We start from the raw sequence: 18,377 nt of genomic DNA, 5'->3' as shown, positions 1-18,377 counted from the left end.
CTCATCATTGAAAATCGATAACGCCATGAAATATCGCCCCGTATCACGTTCTCTTGAGCACTTGCTGAACACCATTTACCAGGACGACGACATCACCATGGGTGAGTTTAAGCGGCTTCAGGCCGAGTCGGATATACGCTGGGAAAACGTAATAAAAGAATTGGGCCACAACAACACTCTGATCTCTTTTCAGAGCGCCATGGATGTAGCCCTGCACCTATTGTATTTGTGTGTCGAACATATCAAGCATCAGGAGCTGAGTGATTTTAACGAGGCCCTTGTGAAAGATGCGGTTCATGCACAAGTTGAGACCGTTCGGGCTGGGGCCAATCTTGCACTGAAACAACTTCAGGTCGGACCAAACACGTTATAAGAGGACGGGAGGTGGCTTGCCACCTTCCATCCTTTAAATCCTCCATAGCCTTGGACACTATGTCTGGCTGTCGCCTTCAGCGTCCGGATCATCGCTGTCCGGCTCGTCGGTGGTGGAGTCATCGTCGTCCTCACTGCCACCCTGGCCCTTGTCGCCAGGCTCCGCCTCGGACTTCGCCAGTTGCAGATCCTGGCAGTGCCCCGAAGCCACAACACCGCTCTGCACCGGGCTATGCGCCCAGGCCGACGACATCCCCAACGACAACAGCACCAGCACTTTTATCAACAGCACAACTCGTTGAAAAATACTCATGGTTGATTCCGTCCAGTCAGTAGGTCAATCCCGCGCGACAGCCGTCTACCGCCGCCAGTATTGACGCTAGCCCCGATGCCGGGTTTACGCCAAGTCTCAGGTCTCACCGTCGTCGAAGGTAGCACTGTCCTCCCCCTCGTTATAGGGATTTTCCGCATCCTCCTTGGGCGCAGGCTGGGCCTGGGGCTGCCAGCTGCCAGAGTTGACCTCCTGCTGCTTTTTCTTGGTGACAGGGCCCGTGTCCTTCCATTGGGGCGTGCCGGCGCCGGCCAGGGCCAATGAGGCGAACAAGCCCAAAGCCCCCAGCAGCACCAGTTGAATGACGCGTTGAGTTATACGCACGGTGGCCTCCTATTCCGTCGATGGGTGAGTGAAATACTTCAAACGCTAGACGGGATGTGGGTTTCTCGCCAATAGCCCTGATCGATGAAGATCAAAATGTGGGAGGGGCGGTGCGACGATTCGACTTGCCCCCGATGGCGGCGTACCAGCCAGCGGATTTATTGATTGACCCACTGCTATCGGAGGCAAGCCCCCTCCCACATTTTTATTTGTGTTTGGCCAATAAAAAGGGCGAAGCCATCACAGCTTCGCCCTGTTCTTTACCGCTCAGACCTTAATGGTGCTCACGGGTCGCGCGGAATTTCACATCCGGCCAGCGTTCTTCCATCAGCGCCAGGTTCACCCGGGTCGGCGCCAGGTAGGTCAAGTGCCCACCGCCGTCCACCGCGAGGTTTTCCACGGCCTTGTTGGAGAACTCTTCCAGCTTCTTCTTATCGCTGCACTCGATCCAGCGCGCGGAGTACACGGTGATCGGCTCATACGAGCACTCCACCTTGTATTCCTCTTTCAAGCGGCTGGCGACCACATCGAACTGCAGCACACCGACGGCGCCGAGGATGATGTCGTTGCTGCGCTCGGGGAAGAACACCTGGGTGGCGCCCTCTTCCGCCAGTTGCTGCAAGCCCTGGCGCAGTTGCTTGGATTTGAGCGGGTCGCGCAGGCGTACACGGCGGAACAGTTCCGGGGCGAAGTGCGGGATACCGGTAAAGCCCAGCGCTTCGCCTTCGGTGAAGGTGTCGCCGATCTGGATGGTGCCGTGGTTGTGCAGGCCGATGATGTCACCGGCGTAGGCTTCTTCGAGCTGTTCACGCTCGGAGGAGAAGAACGTCAGGGCGTCGCCGATGCGCACGTCCTTGCCGGTGCGCACGTGGCGCATCTTCATGCCTTTTTCGTATTTGCCGGAGCAGATGCGCATGAAGGCAATGCGGTCGCGGTGTTTTGGGTCCATGTTCGCTTGGATCTTGAACACGAAGCCGGTGAATTTCTCTTCGACCGGTTCCACGGTGCGCTCGTTGGCAACACGGGCCAGAGGCTTGGGCGCCCAGTCGACAACGGCGTCGAGTACATGGTCGACACCGAAGTTGCCCAGGGCGGTCCCGAAGAACACCGGGGTCAGTTGGCCGTCGAGGAACTCCTGCTGGTTGAACTCGTGGCAGGCGCCCTGCACCAGTTCCAGCTGATCGACAAAGCGGTCGTACTCGTCACCCAGGTGGGCGCGGGCTTCGTCGGAGTCGAGTTTCTCGATGATCTTGGTTTCGGTGCGCTCGTGACCGTGGCCGGCGGTGTAGACAATGATGTAGTCATCGGCCAGGTGGTACACGCCCTTGAAGTCGCGGTAGCAACCGATCGGCCAGGTGATCGGCGCAGCCTTGATCTTCAGGACGGCTTCGATTTCATCCAGCAGCTCGATGGGGTCGCGGATGTCGCGGTCGAGTTTGTTGATGAAGCTGACGATCGGCGTGTCACGCAGACGGCACACGTCCATCAGCGCGATGGTGCGGGGCTCGACGCCTTTACCGCCGTCTAGGACCATCAGCGCCGAGTCCACCGCGGTCAGGGTGCGGTAGGTGTCTTCGGAGAAGTCTTCGTGGCCCGGGGTGTCGAGCAGGTTGACCATATGGTCGCGATACGGGAACTGCATGACCGACGTGGTAATGGAGATACCCCGTTGTTTTTCCATTTCCATCCAGTCGGAGGTGGCATGGCGGTCGGATTTGCGGGATTTCACCGTGCCGGCCACTGCGATTGCCTTGCCCATCAGCAAGAGCTTCTCGGTGATGGTGGTTTTACCGGCATCGGGGTGGGAAATAATGGCGAAAGTGCGGCGTTTCGCGACTTCGGCGGCCTGGTGGGTCATGGGAAATCGCCTGGCAGGTGAGTCAAAAAAGGGCGGCGAGTATAGCGCAAACCCAGGAGGACGGACCACCGTTCAGCCCATTGGGGGTGGCTAAATGCTGCCAAGTGTGGAACCTTTTAAAAGGTAGAGACGTCCACTCCCCTGCTACCGCACTCGGAACAGGGGCTGATAAATCAGCAAGTTAGCCTGACGAGGCTGCGCTCATGGCTCGATCGCATACCGCGTTGCCGGTATCGGCGAGCTGCATTTCGCGACCACATTCAGAGGCAGCCAGGAATGGCATTGCCGCCGGAGAATGTGGGCGCCGACAGAAGAAAAAAGGAGTCCGCCTGTGGCTATTCGCTATGGCAAAGGGCTGATAGGAGGAGCGGTTGTCGTCGCCCTCTTGGCCCTGCTGGTCCACTGGATCGGCATCAACACGATCGAACTGTACCGCGACGATTTGTTGTTTTACCTGCAAGCTCATCTGATCCTCGTTCTTGTCTCCATGCTGGCCGCCCTGATTGTGGGCATCCCCGCCGGTATCCTGCTCAGCCGACCGCACATGGTCGGGCGCGCAGAACGCTTCATGCAGATCTTCAACATCGGCAACACCGTCCCGCCCCTGGCCGTACTGGCCATCGCCCTCGGCGTCCTTGGCATCGGCAGCGGCCCGGCCATCTTCGCGCTGTTCCTCGCCTCCCTCCTGCCTATCGTGCGCAACACCTACGAAGGCCTGAAAAACGTCCAGGGCTCCCTGAAAGAAGCCGCCACCGGCATCGGCATGACGCCGCGCCAAGTGCTGTTTCGCGTGGAATTGCCCAACGCCGTGCCAATCATCGTCGGCGGTGTGCGTGTGGCCCTGGCGATCAATGTCGGTACCGCGCCGCTGGCGTTCCTGATCGGTGCCAACAGCCTGGGCAGCCTGATCTTCCCTGGCATCGCCCTGAACAATCAGCCGCAATTGCTGCTCGGCGCTGCGTGCACCGCGCTGCTGGCGTTGTTGCTCGACGGTCTGGTGACTCTGGCCAGCCGCCTCTGGCTGGAACGCGGGTTGCGTGCGTCTTAAGGAACCGACATGAAAAAACTGACATTGATAATGAGCTGCGTCCTGCTCTTGGCAGGCGTTGCACAAGCCGCCGAAAAACCGGTGATCCGCATCGGCGCCCGGGTGTTCACCGAACAGACCCTGCTCGCCGAAATCACCTCCCAGTACCTGCGCACCAAGGGCTATGACACCCGCGTGACCGGCGGGCTGGGCAGCAACCTGGCGCGCAGTGCCCAGGAAAGCGGGCAACTGGACCTGATCTGGGAATACACCGGCGTGTCGCTGGTGGCCTACAACCATGTCGACGAGAAACTCGACAGTGAACAATCCTATGCTCGGGTGAAAGAACTCGACGCGAAAAAGGGCCTGGTCTGGCTCTCTCCATCGCGCTTCAGTAACACCTACGCCCTGGCATTGCCGGAGAACGTGGCGAAGGAATTCCCGCAGATCAACAGCATCAGCGACCTGACCCAGGCCCTGACGGAAAAAACCAAAGGCACACGCCTGGTCGCCCTGGACACCGAGTTCGCCAACCGTTCCGACGGCCTGGCCGGCATGGTCAAGCTGTACGACATGAACCTGACCCGCAAGAACACCCGGCAGATGGACGCTGGCCTGGTCTATACCGCGCTGCGTAATGGGCAGGTGTTCGCCGGTTTGGTCTACACCACCGACGGCCGCCTGAATGCCTTCAAATTGAAGTTGCTGGAAGACGACAAGCATTACTTCCCCGACTACACCGCCGCGCCGGTGGTGCGCCAGGTTTATCTGGATGCGCATCCACAACTGGCCGCCGAGCTCAAGCCGCTGGCCGCGCTGTTCGACGACGAAACCATGCGCCAGCTGAACGCCCGGGTCGACGTCGACCATGAAAGCCCTTCCACTGTTGCCGCCGATTTCCTGCGCCAGCATCCGATCAATCAATAAGAGGAGAAGACATGGAATTCCTGAACGCCTTTTCCCATCTTGATTGGGCCCAAGTCCTGCACTTGACCGGGCAGCACATCACCCTGGTCGGCATTGCCGTGATCCTCGCGATCCTGATCGGCGTGCCCCTGGGCATCCTGATGACGCGCTTCCCGACGCTTGCAGGCCCGCTGCAAGCCAGCGCCACGGTATTGCTGACCGTACCGTCCATCGCCCTGTTCGGCCTGCTGCTGCCGTTCTACTCCAAATTCGGCCAGGGCCTGGGGCCGATGCCGGCGATCACCGCCGTGTTCCTCTACTCCCTGTTGCCGATCATGCGTAACACCTACCTCGCCCTCACTGGCGTGGAGCCTGGCATTCGCGAAGCCGCCAAAGGCATCGGCATGACCTTCGGCCAGCGCCTGCGCATGGTCGAGTTGCCCATCGCCGTGCCGGTGATCCTCGCCGGTGTGCGCACCGCCGTAGTGATGAACATCGGTGTGATGACCATCGCCGCCACCATCGGCGCCGGTGGCCTGGGTGTACTTATTCTGGCTTCCATCAGCCGCAGCGACATGTCGATGCTGATCGTCGGCGCCGTGCTGGTCAGTCTCCTGGCCATCTTCGCCGACCTGCTTCTGCAATGGCTGCAACGCTCGCTGACTCCAAAAGGACTGCTCAAATGATCGAACTTCAAAACCTGTCCAAGACCTTCCAAAGCAACGGCAAGACGGTAACGGCCGTGAACGATGTAAGCCTGACCGTCAACGAAGGCGAGATTTGCGTATTCCTCGGCCCATCGGGTTGCGGCAAGAGCACCACGCTGAAAATGATCAACCGCCTGATCAAGCCCACCTCGGGCAAGATCCTGATCAATGGCGAAGACACCACCGATCTTGACGAAGTGACCCTGCGCCGCAACATCGGTTATGTGATCCAGCAGATCGGCCTGTTCCCGAACATGACCATCGAGGAAAACATCGTGGTGGTGCCCAAGCTGCTCGGCTGGGACAAGCAGAAATGCCACGACCGCGCCCGCGAGTTGATGAGCATGATCAAGCTGGAACCCAAACAGTACCTGCATCGCTACCCGCGTGAGCTGTCCGGTGGCCAGCAACAGCGCATCGGCGTGATCCGCGCACTGGCGGCCGATGCGCCGCTGCTGCTGATGGACGAGCCGTTCGGCGCAGTCGACCCGATCAACCGCGAGATGATCCAGAACGAATTCTTCGAGATGCAGCGCGCGCTGAACAAGACCGTGATCATGGTCAGCCACGACATCGACGAGGCCATCAAGCTGGGTGACAAGATCGCCATCTTCCGTGCCGGCAAATTGCTGCAGATCGACCATCCGGACACGCTGCTGGCGCACCCTGCCGACGAGTTCGTCAGCAACTTCGTGGGCCAGGACAGCACCCTCAAGCGTCTGCTGCTGGTGAAGGCCGAGGATGCTGCGGACAACGCGCCGTCGGTGAGCCCGGAAACTCCAGTGGCCGATGCCCTGGAGCTGATGGACGAAACCGACCGCCGCTATGTGGTCGTCACTTGTGCCGAGAACAAGGCGCTGGGTTATGTACGCCGTCGCGACCTGCACCGTCAGACCGGGACTTGCGGCCAGTATCTGCGCGAGTTCAACGCCACGGCGGCGTACGACGAGCATTTGCGCATCCTGCTGTCACGCATGTACGAGTTCAACCGCTCGTGGTTGCCGGTGATGGATGCGGAACGGGTGTTCCTCGGGGAAGTGACGCAGGAGTCGATTGCCGAGTACCTGAGCTCTGGTAAGTCGCGTGGGGGCAAGACCAGTATCGTGTCGCCAGCTGAAACTGCGTTGGCCTGACACAACACAGGTCAACATGTGGGAGGGGGCAAGCCCCCTCCCACATTTGGCTCTATGGTGGGCCAAGGAAATCCCCCTGATTTGCCCCATTCGGGGAACATCATTCCGTCACACCGGTCGGTTACATAAGTAGCTGCACGCGGCTGTGCGACGAGCGCGTGCAAAAACGCGACATTTTTAGTTGATCTATGGCCCCTCACGTCCTAAAGTTCGCGCCGAACGTCCATGCTGGAAACGATCCATCCGGCTCAAGTACTGACGACGAGACAGCAAGGCCAAGGGAAGCGGTTGATCCCATGGCCTTTTTGCTTTCGGCGACATGCCTTGGGAAGTAGGCGAACCAAAGTGGGGATACGGAGGACGTTCATTTGCACCCATTGACTAAATCAGTTTGCCCTTAGGAGTTCCCAGCATGTCGATCAACGTCGAAGATTATTTCGCGCGCGCCACTTTTGACAAAATGAAGGCGTTCGCCGACAAGCAAGAAACCCCGTTCGTGGTGATCGACACCGCGATGATCAGCCAGGCCTACGATGACCTGCGCGCCGGTTTCGAATTCGCCAAGGTCTATTACGCGGTCAAGGCCAACCCGGCCGTCGAGATCATTGACCTGCTCAAGGACAAAGGCTCGAGCTTCGACATCGCTTCGATCTACGAGCTGGACAAGGTACTGGGCCGCGGCGTCAGCCCTGACCGTATCAGCTACGGCAACACCATCAAGAAGTCCAAGGACATCCGCTACTTCTTTGATAAGGGCGTACGCCTGTTCTCCACCGACTCCGAAGCCGACTTGCGCAACATCGCCAAGGCCGCGCCGGGTTCGAAAGTGTATGTGCGTATCCTCACCGAAGGCTCGACCACGGCTGACTGGCCGCTGTCGCGCAAATTCGGCTGCCAGACCGACATGGCGATGGACCTGCTGATCCTCGCCCGCGACCTGGGCCTGGTGCCGTACGGCATCTCGTTCCATGTCGGTTCGCAGCAGCGCGACATCAGCGTATGGGACGCGGCGATCGCCAAGGTCAAAGTGATCTTCGAGCGCCTGAAAGAAGAAGACGGCATCCACCTCAAGCTGATCAACATGGGCGGCGGCTTCCCGGCCAACTACATTACCCGCACCAACAGCCTGGAAACCTACGCCGAAGAAATCATCCGCTTCCTCAAGGAAGATTTCGGCGACGACCTGCCGGAAATCATTCTGGAGCCGGGCCGTTCGTTGATCGCCAACGCCGGTATCCTGGTCAGTGAAGTGGTATTGGTTGCACGTAAATCCCGTACCGCCGTCGAGCGCTGGGTGTACACGGACGTGGGCAAGTTCTCCGGCCTGATCGAAACCATGGACGAAGCCATCAAGTTCCCGATCTGGACCGAGAAGAAAGGCGAGATGGAAGAAGTGGTCATCGCAGGTCCCACCTGCGACAGCGCCGACATCATGTACGAAAACTACAAGTACGGCCTGCCGCTGAACCTGGCGATTGGTGACCGCTTGTACTGGCTGTCGACCGGTGCGTACACCACCAGCTACAGCGCGGTTGAGTTCAATGGCTTTCCGCCACTGAAATCGTTCTACGTGTAAAACGGCCGCACATAAAAAACCCATGACATGTCATGGGTTTTTTTACACCTCAAGAAAGGCTTACCGCGCGTTGTTGATAGGCACCGGCCATCGCCCGGATCCGCGGATCATTCGCCGCTACCAAGGCCTTGTGCGCCACCCGCAAGAACTTCAGGTTCCCGCCCGCCAACGCCTTGCGCAACCATTCCAGCGCCGCGTCGATCTGACCTCTGTCGGCCAGCACCGCCGCATAGCTGAACTGCCCGCGAAAATCACCGGCCTCGGCTGAGCGTCGATACCAGTCCACAGCGGCGTCCAGGTCCTGTGGGCAGAACCGACCATCTTCCAGGTAACGCCCCAGCAGGTTCATCGACTTGGCATGCCCCTGCTCGGCCGCCCGGCGATAACAGGCCAATGCTTGTCGTTGGTCCTCGGCGACACCGCGCCCCGTGGCCAGCAGATTGGCGTAGTTGTACTGCCCCCAATCCAACCCTGCGTCGGCAGCCGCCCGATATTCCCGCGCCGCCGCCGCCTCATCGACATCACATCCCCAGCCATGCTCGCGGCAACGCCCAACCATGTTGCGGGCCATCAAATGCCCGCTGTGCGCGGCGATCTGGAACCAGCGCAAGGCCAGTGTCTCATCGCGTGCGATGCCGCGCCCTTCGAGCAGGATTTGCCCGAGCAACGCCTGGGCATCGACCACTCCTTCCTTCGCCGCCATCAGGATTGCCTGGGCAGCGCGCACGGGGGAATCGTCGAGCATCGCTTGCAGTTGCTCAACGTTGAGCACCTCTTCCCGACGCAATAAAAAGCCCATGTCAGACCTCGACCCAGCGGCGCAGCAGGTTGTGATACGTACCGGTGAGTTGAATCAGCGCGGGGTGGTCAGGCACATCGGCGGTCAGTTGCTGGATCGCACCGTCCATTTCAAACAGCAGGGTGCGCTGGCTGTCTTCACGTACCAGGCTCTGGGTCCAGAAGAACGAGGCATAGCGTGCGCCACGGGTCACTGCGTTGACTTTGTGCAGGCTGGAGCCGGGGTACAGCACCATGTCGCCGGCCGGCAGCTTCACGCGCTGCAGGCCGAATGTGTCCTGGATTTCCAGTTCGCCGCCGTCGTATTCGTCCGGGTCGCTGAAGAACAGCGTCGATGACAGGTCGGTGCGCACCCGCTCGTGGCTGCCCTTGGGTTGGCGCACGGCGTTGTCGATATGAAAGTCGAAACTGCCGCCCGCCGTGTAGCAATTGAGCAGCGGCGGAAACACCTTGTGCGGTAACGCCGCTGACATAAACAGCGGGTTCTGCCAAAGCCGTTCAAGCATCGCCGCGCCGATTTCCTTGGCCAGCGGGTGGCCCTCGGGCAATTGCAGGTTGTGCTTGGCCTTGGCGGACTGGTGACCGGCGGTGATTTTACCGTCGGCCCACTCGGCGTTTTCCAGGGCCTGGCGGATGCGCTGCACCTCCTCACGAGAGAACAGGCCGGGGATGTGCAGCAGCATGGGGCAGTACCTGAATTCAGAGAGGCGCCAATGGTATTGATTCTTATCCGCCCTGTAAAACGCCAGGACGAACGAGATCGTAAAAACCGTAAGCAAAAAGTGTAAAGAATGTAAATTCAGTGCAATTAGCAATGTATCGCAATTGATAGAAAGTCTTGTTCGCCCTATATTCCGCGACCTCACATCCTTGGGGAAAGGACACGTCATGTCGCGCACCACTACAAAAATACCTGCCGGTTCACCACGCATGCTGGCTTCAGCCATCGGCGTTGCCCTCAGCGCCAGCTCTGTCGCCCATCTGGCACAAGCTGCCGAAGACACTGAACAAAAAGGCCAGCGCAACAGCATTTCCCTGGGCGCCACCAGCATCACCGGGGAAGCGCAGGACAACACCTCCTACCAGGTCGAAAAAGCCTCGTCGCAGAAATACACTGCACCGCTGGTGGATACCCCGCGCTCGGTCACCGTGGTGCCGCAACAAGTCCTCAAGGACACCGCCGCCACCTCGTTGCAGGATGCCTTGCGCACCGTGCCGGGCATCACCTTTGGCGCGGGCGAAGGCGGCAACCCCCAGGGCGACCGCCCGTTCATCCGCGGTTTTGATGCCCAGGGCGACACCTACCTGGACGGCGTACGCGACACCGGTGGCCAGAGCCGTGAGATCTTCGACATCGAGTCGATTGAAGTCAGCAAAGGCCCGAACTCATCGTTCGGCGGTCGCGGTTCAGCCGGCGGCAGCCTCAACCTGGTGAGCAAGACCCCACAAGCGCGGGACTTCACCAATGGCGGCTTCACCTACGGTTCCGACCAGACCCGCCGCTACGTACTCGACGTAAACCGCCAGTTCCTCGATGACAGCGCCGCGTTCCGCCTGAACCTGATGAGCCACGAACAGAACGTGGCTGGCCGCGACGCGGTCAATTACGACCGTTGGGGCGTGGCACCGTCGCTGACCTTTGGCCTGGGCACCCCGACCCGCGTCAACTTCAGCTACTACCACCTGGAAAGCAACGACCTGCCGGATTCGGGGATTCCCTACGGCTATGGTTCGTCGACCGCCACCGCCCATGTGCATGACAAGCCCAACGATGGCGGCGACAGCAATAATTTCTACGGTTTGAAGGACCGCGACTTCCGCAAGACCCGCGCCGATATCAGTACGTTCTCCATCGAGCACGACCTGAACGACACCATGACGCTGAAAAACACCCTGCGCCATGGCAGCACCGGCCAGGACTACATTCTTACCCAGCCGGACGACAGCAAGTTCAACGTCAACCGCTACGGCACCGTGTGGCGTCGCGCCAATAGCCGGGTTTCGACCACGACCACCACCACCAACCAGACCGACCTGTTCGGCAGCTTCCAGGCCCTGGGCTTCAAGCACAGCTACTCCACCGGCCTGGAGTTCACCGGTGAAGAAACCCGCGTCAGCAGCTACACCATCAGCCCCAACGCCAATCCAGTGTGCACCGTGGCCAAAGGCAGCCTGGGCGGCCAGTGCACCTCCCTGAGCAATCCGAACCCGGATGACGCCTGGACCGGCAGCATCGCCCGCAACTACTACGGCACCGCCACCAAGGCCACCAGCCGTGGCGCTTATGTATTCGACACCATCGAGCTGGACCCCAAATGGTTGCTGAACGTCGGCCTGCGCTACGACACCTTCGACACCGTGGCCAACACCGACTCGGCCACCGGCCGCAGCAAAATCAAGGAGGACAGCCAGTTCTTCAACTGGCAGGCCGGCCTGGTCTGGAAGCCAGTGGAAAACGCCAGCATCTATGCGTCCTACGCCACATCGGCGACACCTGCCGGTGGCCTGGTCGGTGAAGGGTCGGACGGCAACCCACTCTCAGCCGGTGCCGCCACCAGCGACCTGCAGCCCGAAGAAACCGTCAACTACGAGTTGGGCACCAAGTGGGACCTGTTCCACGATCGCCTGTCCCTCACCGCTGCGGTGTTCCGCACCGAAAAGAAAAACACGCGCATCCTCGTGGACGCGCTCACCTATCAGAACGCCGGCGAATCCCAGGTCGACGGCCTGGAACTGTCCGCCAGCGGCAAGATCACCGACCAGTGGCAAGTGTTCGCCGGCTACAGCTACCTGGACAGCGAGCTGGTCAAATCCGGCCTCAACGGGCGTAACGGTGTCGTCAGCGCGGGTTCGAACAAAGGCAACCAGATGCCGAATACGCCGAAGAACACCTTCAGCCTTTGGACCACTTACGACGTCACCTCCAAGCTCACCCTCGGTGGCGGTGCGTTCTACGTCGACCAGGTTTATGGCGACGCCGGCAACACCGTCTATGTACCGTCCTACACCCGCTACGATGCCATGGCCAGCTACAAACTGACCAAGAACGTCGACCTGCAACTGAACGTACAAAACCTGACCGACAAGGTTTACTACGACAAGGCCTTCTCGACACACTTCGCCAACCAGGCGGCCGGTCGTACGGCCCTGTTGACCACCAGCTTCCATTTTTAAGCAGCAGCGTCGCGCAGCAGAGGGCCCCACGCATCGGATGCGTGGGGCTTTTGCGTGTAAAACAGAATGTTTCTCGACAAGCCACGGCATAATGCGCGCCGTGCCCTACATATCCGGATAGACGAGGCGGTCAGACGTGTTGAAGAAAACCCTGTTCCAGTTGCACTGGTTCTTCGGCATCACTGCCGGGCTGGTGCTGGCCTTGATGGGGATCAGCGGGGCTGCGGTCTCGTTTCAGGATGAAATACTGCGGGCGCTCAACCCCAGCGTGCTGACCGTGGAAAAACGCGAAGCCGGTGTGCTGCCGCCCGCCGAACTGGTGCGCAAGCTGGAGGCCACCGAAGGCCAGACCGTGGCCATGCTGTTCGTCGAAAGCGAAAGCGGCAACGCCGCCCGCGTGTTCTTCACCGCGCCGCCCGGCGAGCGCCGTGGCCAACTGCGCTATTTCGATCCCTACACCGGCGACTACATGGGCGACGTGCTCGGCCAGGACGTCTTCGGCTTTCTGCTGCAGTTCCACCGTTTCCTGGTGATGGGCGATACCGGGCGCAACATCACCGGCGCGTGCACGCTGATCCTGGTGTTCTTCTGCCTCTCCGGCCTGTACCTGCGCTGGCCGCGCCAGGTGGCGAGCTGGCGGGCCTGGCTGACGCTGGACTGGCGCAAAAAAGGCCGTGCCTTCAACTGGGACCTGCACTCGGTGTTCGGCACCTGGTGCCTGCTGGCTTACCTGCTGTCGGCGTTGACCGGCTTGTATTGGTCCTACGACTGGTACAGCCAGGGCCTGACCAGACTGTTGTCCGACGCCCCGCAACACGAACGGGTGCGCAAGCGCGGCCCGGCGCCCGAGGGTGCGGCGCCAGTGGCCAACTACGATGCGATCTGGAGCAGCATCTACAGCAACGCCGGCCCAGGCTTGAGCGCCTATAACATCCGCATGCCAGCGGTCGCCGGGCAACCGGCCATCGTCTACTACCTGTTGAAAAACTCGCCCCATGACCGGGCGCTGAACCAGATCAACCTCGACCCGGCCACCGGCGAGGTCAAGTCCCACGACCAGTACGCCAGCAAAAGCCTCGGTTCCAGACTGCTGACCAGCGTCTATGCGCTGCACACCGGCAGTTACTTCGGCTTGATCGGGCGGATTGTCCTCACGCTCAGCTCGGTGCTGATGCCGCTGTTCTTCATCACCGGCTGGCTGCTGTACCTGGACCGCCGGCGCAAAAAACGCCAGGTGCGAGATGCGCGCAAAGGCCTCACAAGCAACCCCAGTAACGCTCCGGCCTGGCTGATCGGTTTTGCCAGCCAGAGCGGTTTCGCCGAACAGCTTGCCTGGCAAACGGCCGGGCAATTGCAGGCCGCCGGTCTGCCGGTGAAGGTGCAGCCCCTGGGCAGCGTCAGCCAGGACGACCTGCGCCAGTCGGAAAACGCGCTGTTTGTGGTCAGCACCTTCGGCGACGGCGAAGCGCCTGACAATGCCCGTGGTTTCGAGCGCAGCGTGCTCGGCCAGGACCTGTCCCTCAAGGGCCTGAACTACTCGGTGCTGGCCCTGGGTGATCGCCAGTACGAACATTTCTGCGGCTTTGCCCGCCGCTTGCATTTCTGGCTGACCCATCAGGGCGGCAACCCACTGTTTGCGCCCGTGGAAGTGGACAGCGGCGACACCGCCGCCCTGCTCCACTGGCAACAACAACTCGGCCAACTGACCGGCCACGCCCCGGCATCCGCCTGGCCGACGGCCCAGTATGAAAACTGGACGCTCAGCCACCGCTCATTGCTCAACCGCGACAGCAGCGGCTCGGACGTCTACCTGCTGGGCCTCACCTCGCCGTCGCCACAAAGCTGGCAAGCCGGCGACCTGGTGGAAGTGCTGCCACGCAATTGCCCGTGGGCCATCGAACACTTCCTCGAAGGCCTGGGCCTGGCCGGCAGTGACAGCGTATTGATCGACGGCATGGCGCATACGCTCGACCAGGCCCTGGCCACCCGCCAGTTGCCGACCCATCGCGCGCACCTGGTCGGCCTGCACGCCCAGGCGCTGGTGGACGCGTTGGTGCCGCTGGGCATGCGCGAATACTCCATCGCCTCGATTGCCAGCGATGGCGTGCTGGAACTCATCGTGCGCCAGGAACGTCACCCCGACGGCAGCCTGGGCCTGGGCTCGGGCTGGCTGACCGAGTACGCCGCCCTCGGTTCGAGCATCAGCCTGCGTCTGCGCCGCAACAGTGCGTTCCACCTGCCACAGGCGCCGGTGCCGCTGATCCTGCTGGGCAACGGCACCGGCCTGGCGGGCCTGCGCAGTCTGCTCAAGGCCCGCATCGCCGACGGCCAGCAGCGCAACTGGCTGCTGTTTGGCGAGCGCAATATCAAGCATGACTTCCTGTGCCAGGACGAACTGCAAGGCTGGTTGGCCAGCGGCGATCTGGCGTTGCTCGACCTGGCGTTTTCCCGCGATCAGCAAGAGAAGATCTACGTGCAGGACCGCCTGCGCGAGTCAGCGGATGTGCTGCGTAAATGGCTGGCCGACGGCGCGGCGATTTATGTGTGCGGAAGCCTGCAGGGAATGGCGACGGGGGTGGACCAGGCGCTGGTGGACATCCTCGGCAGTGAAGCCGTGGCGCGGTTGATCGAGCAGGGGCGTTATCGCCGCGACGTGTACTGACCCCCTGAACGAACAACACTCAACCTGTGGGAGTGGGCTCGCCCCCTCCCACAATTTTTAATGCATTCCAAGTCAGGTGGGCTGGAGTTTTTGTTCGAACACCGAGACGCCATCCAGGTCCCGCAGCACCACAGTCAACTCCGCCGTCTGCCCATCAATGTTCACCTCGCCAAAAAACTGAAACCCCGCCAGCGGCGAGGTGTTCTGCGCCGGCGGTGTCTTCTCGAACACCACTTCGGGGCCAAAGGTCTTGTCCAGCGGATTAGGCCCGAAACTCCCGGCGTTCAACGGCCCGGCGACAAACTCCCAGAACGGTTCGAAATCCTGGAACGCCGCACGATCCGGGTGGTAGTGATGCGCGGCGCAGTAGTGCACATCGGCGGTCAGCCACAGGTGGTTGCGCACGTTTTGCGCCCGTAGAAAGCCCAGCAGCTCGGCGATTTCCCATTCGCGGCCTTGCGGCGCACCGGGATCGTTGTTGGCGATGGCTTCCCAGCGCGGCACGCCGGGGCTGACTTCACCGTCGGGCACGCCGAGGCCGATGGGCATGTCGGCGGCGATGACTTTCCATTGCGCCTGGGAGCCCTTGAGTTCCCGCTTGAGCCAGTCCAATTGCGCACGCCCGAGGAAGGGTTTTTCGCCGCCGAGGTTGTCATCGTTGGGCCCGCGATAACTGCGCATATCCAGCACGAATACATCCAGCAGCGGACCGTAGCTGAGCTTGCGATAAATCCGCCCGCCGCCGTCCGCTGCCTGGCGGCGCATCGGTGAGTATTCCAGCCACGCCTGGCGCGCACGGCCGACCAGGGTATTGATGTCCTTGACCCGGTAACGCTCATCCAACTGCTTGCTCGGCGACCAGTTGTTCACCACTTCATGGTCGTCCCACTGCCAGATCTGCGGCACCTCGGCGTTGAAGCGGCGCACGTTTTCATCCATCAGGTTGTAGCGGTAATTGCCGCGATACTCCTCCAGGGTTTCAGCGACTTTACTCTTGGCCTCAGTGGTGATGTTGCGCCAGATGCGCCCGTCTTCGACGGTGAGCTGCGCGGGCACCGGGCCGTCGGCATAGATGGTGTCGCCACTGTGGATAAAAAAGTCCGGCAGACGCAGGCGCATGGCTTCGTAGATACGCATGCCGCCGATGTCCGGGTTGATGCCGAAGCCTTGGCCGACGGTGTCGCCGCTCCACACAAAACGAATGTCACGGCGCTGTTGCGGCACGCTGCGCAGGTGGCCGAACCAGGGTTCGCTGGCGATGCCGGTCTGGGCGTCCTCGAAGTGCGCGCGGTAGAAGATCGCCTGGTCGACAGGCAGCCCGGTGAGCTCGACGCGGGCGGTGAAGTCGCTGCGCTGGTCGGCCAGCGGCGAAACAAAACGACGAGGGTTGCTGAACACGCTGCGGGTGTCCCACTCCACCACCATCTTGGCCGGGCGGTCGCTGCGGCTCCAGATCATGGCGCGGTCGCCGAGCAGGTCGCCGGACTGCACGCCATCGGTGAGCTGCGGCCGGTCCTTGACCGAAGCGATCACCGCCGGCGCCAGGCCCGGCAACAACAGGCCGGCGCCGACGGCTTGCATCACGCGGCGGCGGCCGAGATCGAAGTGGCTCATGCAGGTGCCCTCTTGAGTATCAAAAGGGCCACTAAAGCACGCCCCGATGAAGCAGAGATGACACCTATACAGCGATCAACGGTGGGAGGGGGCTTGCCCCCGATGGCAGAGTGTCAGCCAGCACATTTATGGCTGACCCACCGCTATCGGGGGCAAGCCCCCTCCCACATTTTCTACGCCGCCTCAGACGGTCACGGTCAGTTCTTGCGCTTCGGGGCGTTTGATCAACGCGTAGACCAGACCGGTCAGCAGGCTGCCGGCGACAATCGCCAGCAGATACGGCAATGCATGGTTCATCGCATTCGGGATCACCAGCACAAACAGGCCACCATGGGGCGCCGCCAGTACGCAGCCGAAGTACATGGACAGGGCACCGGTCAATGCACCGCCGGCGATACTGGCCGGAATCACCCGCAACGGGTCCTTCGCGGCAAACGGGATCGCGCCTTCGGAAATGAAGCACAAGCCGAGGATCATCGCCGCCTTGCCCGCTTCGCGTTCGGTCTGGGCGAACTTGCGGCGTGCCAGGAACGTGGCGATGCCCATGCCGATCGGCGGCACCATGCCGGCCGCCATGGTCGCGGCCATCGGCGCGCCGCTGTGGGCCGCCAGCAGGCCGACGGAAAATGCGTAGGCCGCCTTGTTGATCGGCCCGCCCAGGTCGACACACATCATGCCGCCCAGCAGGATGCCCAGCAGTACCGCATTGGTCGTGCCCATGGTGCTGAGAAAATCAGTCAGCCCCACCAGCATGCGCGCGACCGGCGGCCCCACCAGGTAGATCATCGCCAGGCCGGTGAACAGACTCGCCAGCAGCGGGATGATCAGGATCGGCTTGAGCGCCTCCAGGCTCTGCGGCAATTTCACTGCGCGGGTGATCAACTTGACGCAATAGCCCGCGAGGAAACCGGCGAAGATGCCACCGATAAATCCTGCACCCAGGGTGCCGGCCAGCAGGCCGCCAATCATGCCCGGCGCGATGCCCGGACGGTCGGCAATCGAGTAGGCGATGTAGCCCGCCAGCAGCGGCACCATCAGCATGAAGGCGCGGTCGCCGACGGTTTTCAGCGCAGCCGCCAGGGTGCCTTCCTGTTCAAAGGCGTGAATGCCGAACACGAACGACAAGGCGATCAACAACCCGCCTGCCACCACCATCGGCAACATGAACGACACACCGGTGAGCAGGTGTTTGTACACGCCGGTTTTTTCCGGCTTGGCCACCGCGCCGCTGGCCGCGCTTTCCACCGCACCTTCGGCAAGGGCCTTGTTGAGGGTGGCTTCGGACTGCTTGAGCGCAATACCGGTGCCGCACCGGTAGATCTTCTTGCCGGCGAAGCGCTCGGTGGCGACTTCGATATCGGCGGCCAACAACACCACATCGGCATTGGCGATTGCTTCGGCGCTCAATGGCGTACGGGCACCGACCGAGCCCTGGGTTTCGACCTGCAAGTCATAACCCAGGCGCTTGGCTGTCTGCTGCAAGGCTTCGGCAGCCATGAAGGTATGGGCGACGCCGGTCGGGCAGGCGGTGATCGCAACGATGCGCGGCGCGTTCCTGGCCGGGGCTTCAGCCGCGACATACACCTGCGCCTCTTCGGCGCCACGACGCAATACGGCGTCGACATCCGCCAACGCCTGGGCCGGTGTGCTCTGGAACACGCGCTTGCCGACAAAGCGCTGCATCTCCACCGGGGTGCTGCTGACCAGCAACACCCATTCGGCGTCGTCGATGACCGACTGGGACAATTGGCGCTCCGGGCGCTGCACATCCACCACTTCAACGCTGGTACTCCAGCCCTGGCGCTGCGCGGCGGCGTCCAACAAGCGGGCGCACAGCACACTGGTGACCATGCCGTTCGGGCAGGCAGTAACAATGGCTAACTTCATCACAAACC

General features: G+C 61.4%; 15 protein-coding genes. 8 read left to right on the top strand and 7 right to left on the bottom strand.

Features of this window, described 5'->3' with window-relative positions; translation table 11 throughout:
- Positions 1–25 precede the first annotated feature (25 nt).
- Positions 26–373 carry a hypothetical protein gene (locus BM017_RS00795; RefSeq protein ID WP_092240686.1) on the top strand — a complete coding sequence of 116 codons (348 nt, stop codon included), beginning with the start codon at positions 26–28 and terminating at the stop codon, positions 371–373.
- A 57-nt stretch (positions 374–430) separates the two neighbouring features.
- Here the strand turns inward: BM017_RS00795 and BM017_RS00790 are convergent, their stop codons facing one another.
- The 3 genes from BM017_RS00790 to BM017_RS00780 form a co-directional block, all read right to left on the bottom strand.
- Complete coding sequence (locus BM017_RS00790) at positions 431–685, bottom strand: hypothetical protein (RefSeq protein ID WP_092240684.1); 255 nt, start codon at positions 683–685, stop codon at positions 431–433.
- Positions 686–781: 96 nt separating this feature from the next.
- Positions 782–1,027, bottom strand: coding sequence for a hypothetical protein (locus BM017_RS00785; RefSeq protein ID WP_071491105.1), 246 nt, complete (start codon positions 1,025–1,027; stop codon positions 782–784).
- A 274-nt stretch (positions 1,028–1,301) separates the two neighbouring features.
- Positions 1,302–2,885, bottom strand: a complete 1,584-nt coding sequence (locus tag BM017_RS00780; RefSeq protein WP_078046847.1) for a peptide chain release factor 3 — start codon at positions 2,883–2,885, stop codon at positions 1,302–1,304.
- 295 nt (positions 2,886–3,180) lie between these two features.
- Here BM017_RS00780 and BM017_RS00775 point away from each other — a divergent pair, with 295 nt between their 5' ends.
- The 5 genes from BM017_RS00775 (at position 3,181) to BM017_RS00755 (ending at position 8,234) form a co-directional block, all read left to right on the top strand.
- On the top strand, positions 3,181–3,933 hold the full coding sequence (locus BM017_RS00775) for an ABC transporter permease (protein ID WP_258539690.1): 753 nt from the start codon (positions 3,181–3,183) through the stop codon (positions 3,931–3,933).
- Positions 3,934–3,942: 9 nt separating this feature from the next.
- A complete protein-coding gene (locus tag BM017_RS00770; protein WP_092240680.1) occupies positions 3,943–4,839 on the top strand; it encodes a glycine betaine ABC transporter substrate-binding protein in 897 nt (298 codons plus the stop codon).
- Between the two features lie 11 nt (positions 4,840–4,850).
- Positions 4,851–5,504 (top strand): ABC transporter permease, encoded by a 654-nt coding sequence (locus BM017_RS00765; protein WP_058423040.1) that lies wholly within the window; start codon positions 4,851–4,853, stop codon positions 5,502–5,504.
- A complete protein-coding gene (locus tag BM017_RS00760) occupies positions 5,501–6,658 on the top strand; it encodes an osmoprotectant ABC transporter ATP-binding protein OsmV (protein ID WP_071491102.1) in 1,158 nt (385 codons plus the stop codon). Before BM017_RS00765 ends, BM017_RS00760 begins: the two co-directional genes overlap by 4 nt.
- A gap of 412 nt (positions 6,659–7,070) precedes the next feature.
- Positions 7,071–8,234: a type III PLP-dependent enzyme gene (locus BM017_RS00755; protein WP_071491101.1), complete on the top strand. Its 1,164-nt coding sequence runs from the start codon at positions 7,071–7,073 to the stop codon at positions 8,232–8,234.
- A gap of 49 nt (positions 8,235–8,283) precedes the next feature.
- Here BM017_RS00755 and BM017_RS00750 read toward each other — a convergent pair whose 3' ends face one another.
- Both BM017_RS00750 and BM017_RS00745 read right to left on the bottom strand, forming a co-directional pair.
- A complete protein-coding gene (locus tag BM017_RS00750) occupies positions 8,284–9,033 on the bottom strand; it encodes a tetratricopeptide repeat protein (RefSeq protein WP_071491100.1) in 750 nt (249 codons plus the stop codon).
- 1 nt (position 9,034) lies between these two features.
- Positions 9,035–9,715, bottom strand: a complete 681-nt coding sequence (locus BM017_RS00745) for a Fe2+-dependent dioxygenase (RefSeq protein WP_071491099.1) — start codon at positions 9,713–9,715, stop codon at positions 9,035–9,037.
- 205 nt (positions 9,716–9,920) lie between these two features.
- On the opposite strand from BM017_RS00745, the gene BM017_RS00740 reads away from it, so the two are divergent.
- The gene (locus BM017_RS00740) at positions 9,921–12,206 is read left to right on the top strand and encodes a TonB-dependent receptor (protein ID WP_092240678.1); all 2,286 of its coding nucleotides are present in this window, start codon (positions 9,921–9,923) and stop codon (positions 12,204–12,206) included.
- A 136-nt stretch (positions 12,207–12,342) separates the two neighbouring features.
- Entirely contained in the window at positions 12,343–14,868 is a 2,526-nt protein-coding gene (locus BM017_RS00735; protein ID WP_092240676.1) for a sulfite reductase flavoprotein subunit alpha, read from the top strand.
- Between the two features lie 72 nt (positions 14,869–14,940).
- Here the strand turns inward: BM017_RS00735 and BM017_RS00730 are convergent, their stop codons facing one another.
- Positions 14,941–16,482, bottom strand: coding sequence for an alkaline phosphatase D family protein (locus tag BM017_RS00730; protein ID WP_092240674.1), 1,542 nt, complete (start codon positions 16,480–16,482; stop codon positions 14,941–14,943).
- Between the two features lie 183 nt (positions 16,483–16,665).
- Positions 16,666–18,369 carry a PTS fructose-like transporter subunit IIB gene (locus BM017_RS00725; protein WP_092240672.1) on the bottom strand — a complete coding sequence of 568 codons (1,704 nt, stop codon included), beginning with the start codon at positions 18,367–18,369 and terminating at the stop codon, positions 16,666–16,668.
- Positions 18,370–18,377 lie beyond the last annotated feature (8 nt).

Source organism: Pseudomonas sp. NFPP04, assembly GCF_900113815.1.
Taxonomy (GTDB): domain Bacteria; phylum Pseudomonadota; class Gammaproteobacteria; order Pseudomonadales; family Pseudomonadaceae; genus Aquipseudomonas; species Aquipseudomonas extremorientalis.
This window is presented reverse-complemented; position numbering and strand designations above follow the sequence as displayed.

Excerpts from the sequence above, each read along its gene's own strand:
- BM017_RS00795 (WP_092240686.1), top strand. The coding sequence starts at position 26 with ATGAAATATCGCCCCGTATCACGTTCTCTTGAGCACTTGCTGAACACC.
- BM017_RS00790 (WP_092240684.1), bottom strand. The coding sequence starts at position 685 with ATGAGTATTTTTCAACGAGTTGTGCTGTTGATAAAAGTGCTGGTGCTG.
- BM017_RS00780 (WP_078046847.1), bottom strand. The coding sequence starts at position 2,885 with ATGACCCACCAGGCCGCCGAAGTCGCGAAACGCCGCACTTTCGCCATT.
- BM017_RS00775 (WP_258539690.1), top strand. The coding sequence starts at position 3,181 with ATGTGGGCGCCGACAGAAGAAAAAAGGAGTCCGCCTGTGGCTATTCGC.
- BM017_RS00770 (WP_092240680.1), top strand. The coding sequence starts at position 3,943 with ATGAAAAAACTGACATTGATAATGAGCTGCGTCCTGCTCTTGGCAGGC.
- BM017_RS00765 (WP_058423040.1), top strand. The coding sequence starts at position 4,851 with ATGGAATTCCTGAACGCCTTTTCCCATCTTGATTGGGCCCAAGTCCTG.
- BM017_RS00760 (WP_071491102.1), top strand. The coding sequence starts at position 5,501 with ATGATCGAACTTCAAAACCTGTCCAAGACCTTCCAAAGCAACGGCAAG.
- BM017_RS00755 (WP_071491101.1), top strand. The coding sequence starts at position 7,071 with ATGTCGATCAACGTCGAAGATTATTTCGCGCGCGCCACTTTTGACAAA.
- BM017_RS00750 (WP_071491100.1), bottom strand. The coding sequence starts at position 9,033 with ATGGGCTTTTTATTGCGTCGGGAAGAGGTGCTCAACGTTGAGCAACTG.
- BM017_RS00745 (WP_071491099.1), bottom strand. The coding sequence starts at position 9,715 with ATGCTGCTGCACATCCCCGGCCTGTTCTCTCGTGAGGAGGTGCAGCGC.
- BM017_RS00740 (WP_092240678.1), top strand. The coding sequence starts at position 9,921 with ATGTCGCGCACCACTACAAAAATACCTGCCGGTTCACCACGCATGCTG.
- BM017_RS00730 (WP_092240674.1), bottom strand. The coding sequence starts at position 16,482 with ATGAGCCACTTCGATCTCGGCCGCCGCCGCGTGATGCAAGCCGTCGGC.
- BM017_RS00725 (WP_092240672.1), bottom strand. The coding sequence starts at position 18,369 with ATGAAGTTAGCCATTGTTACTGCCTGCCCGAACGGCATGGTCACCAGT.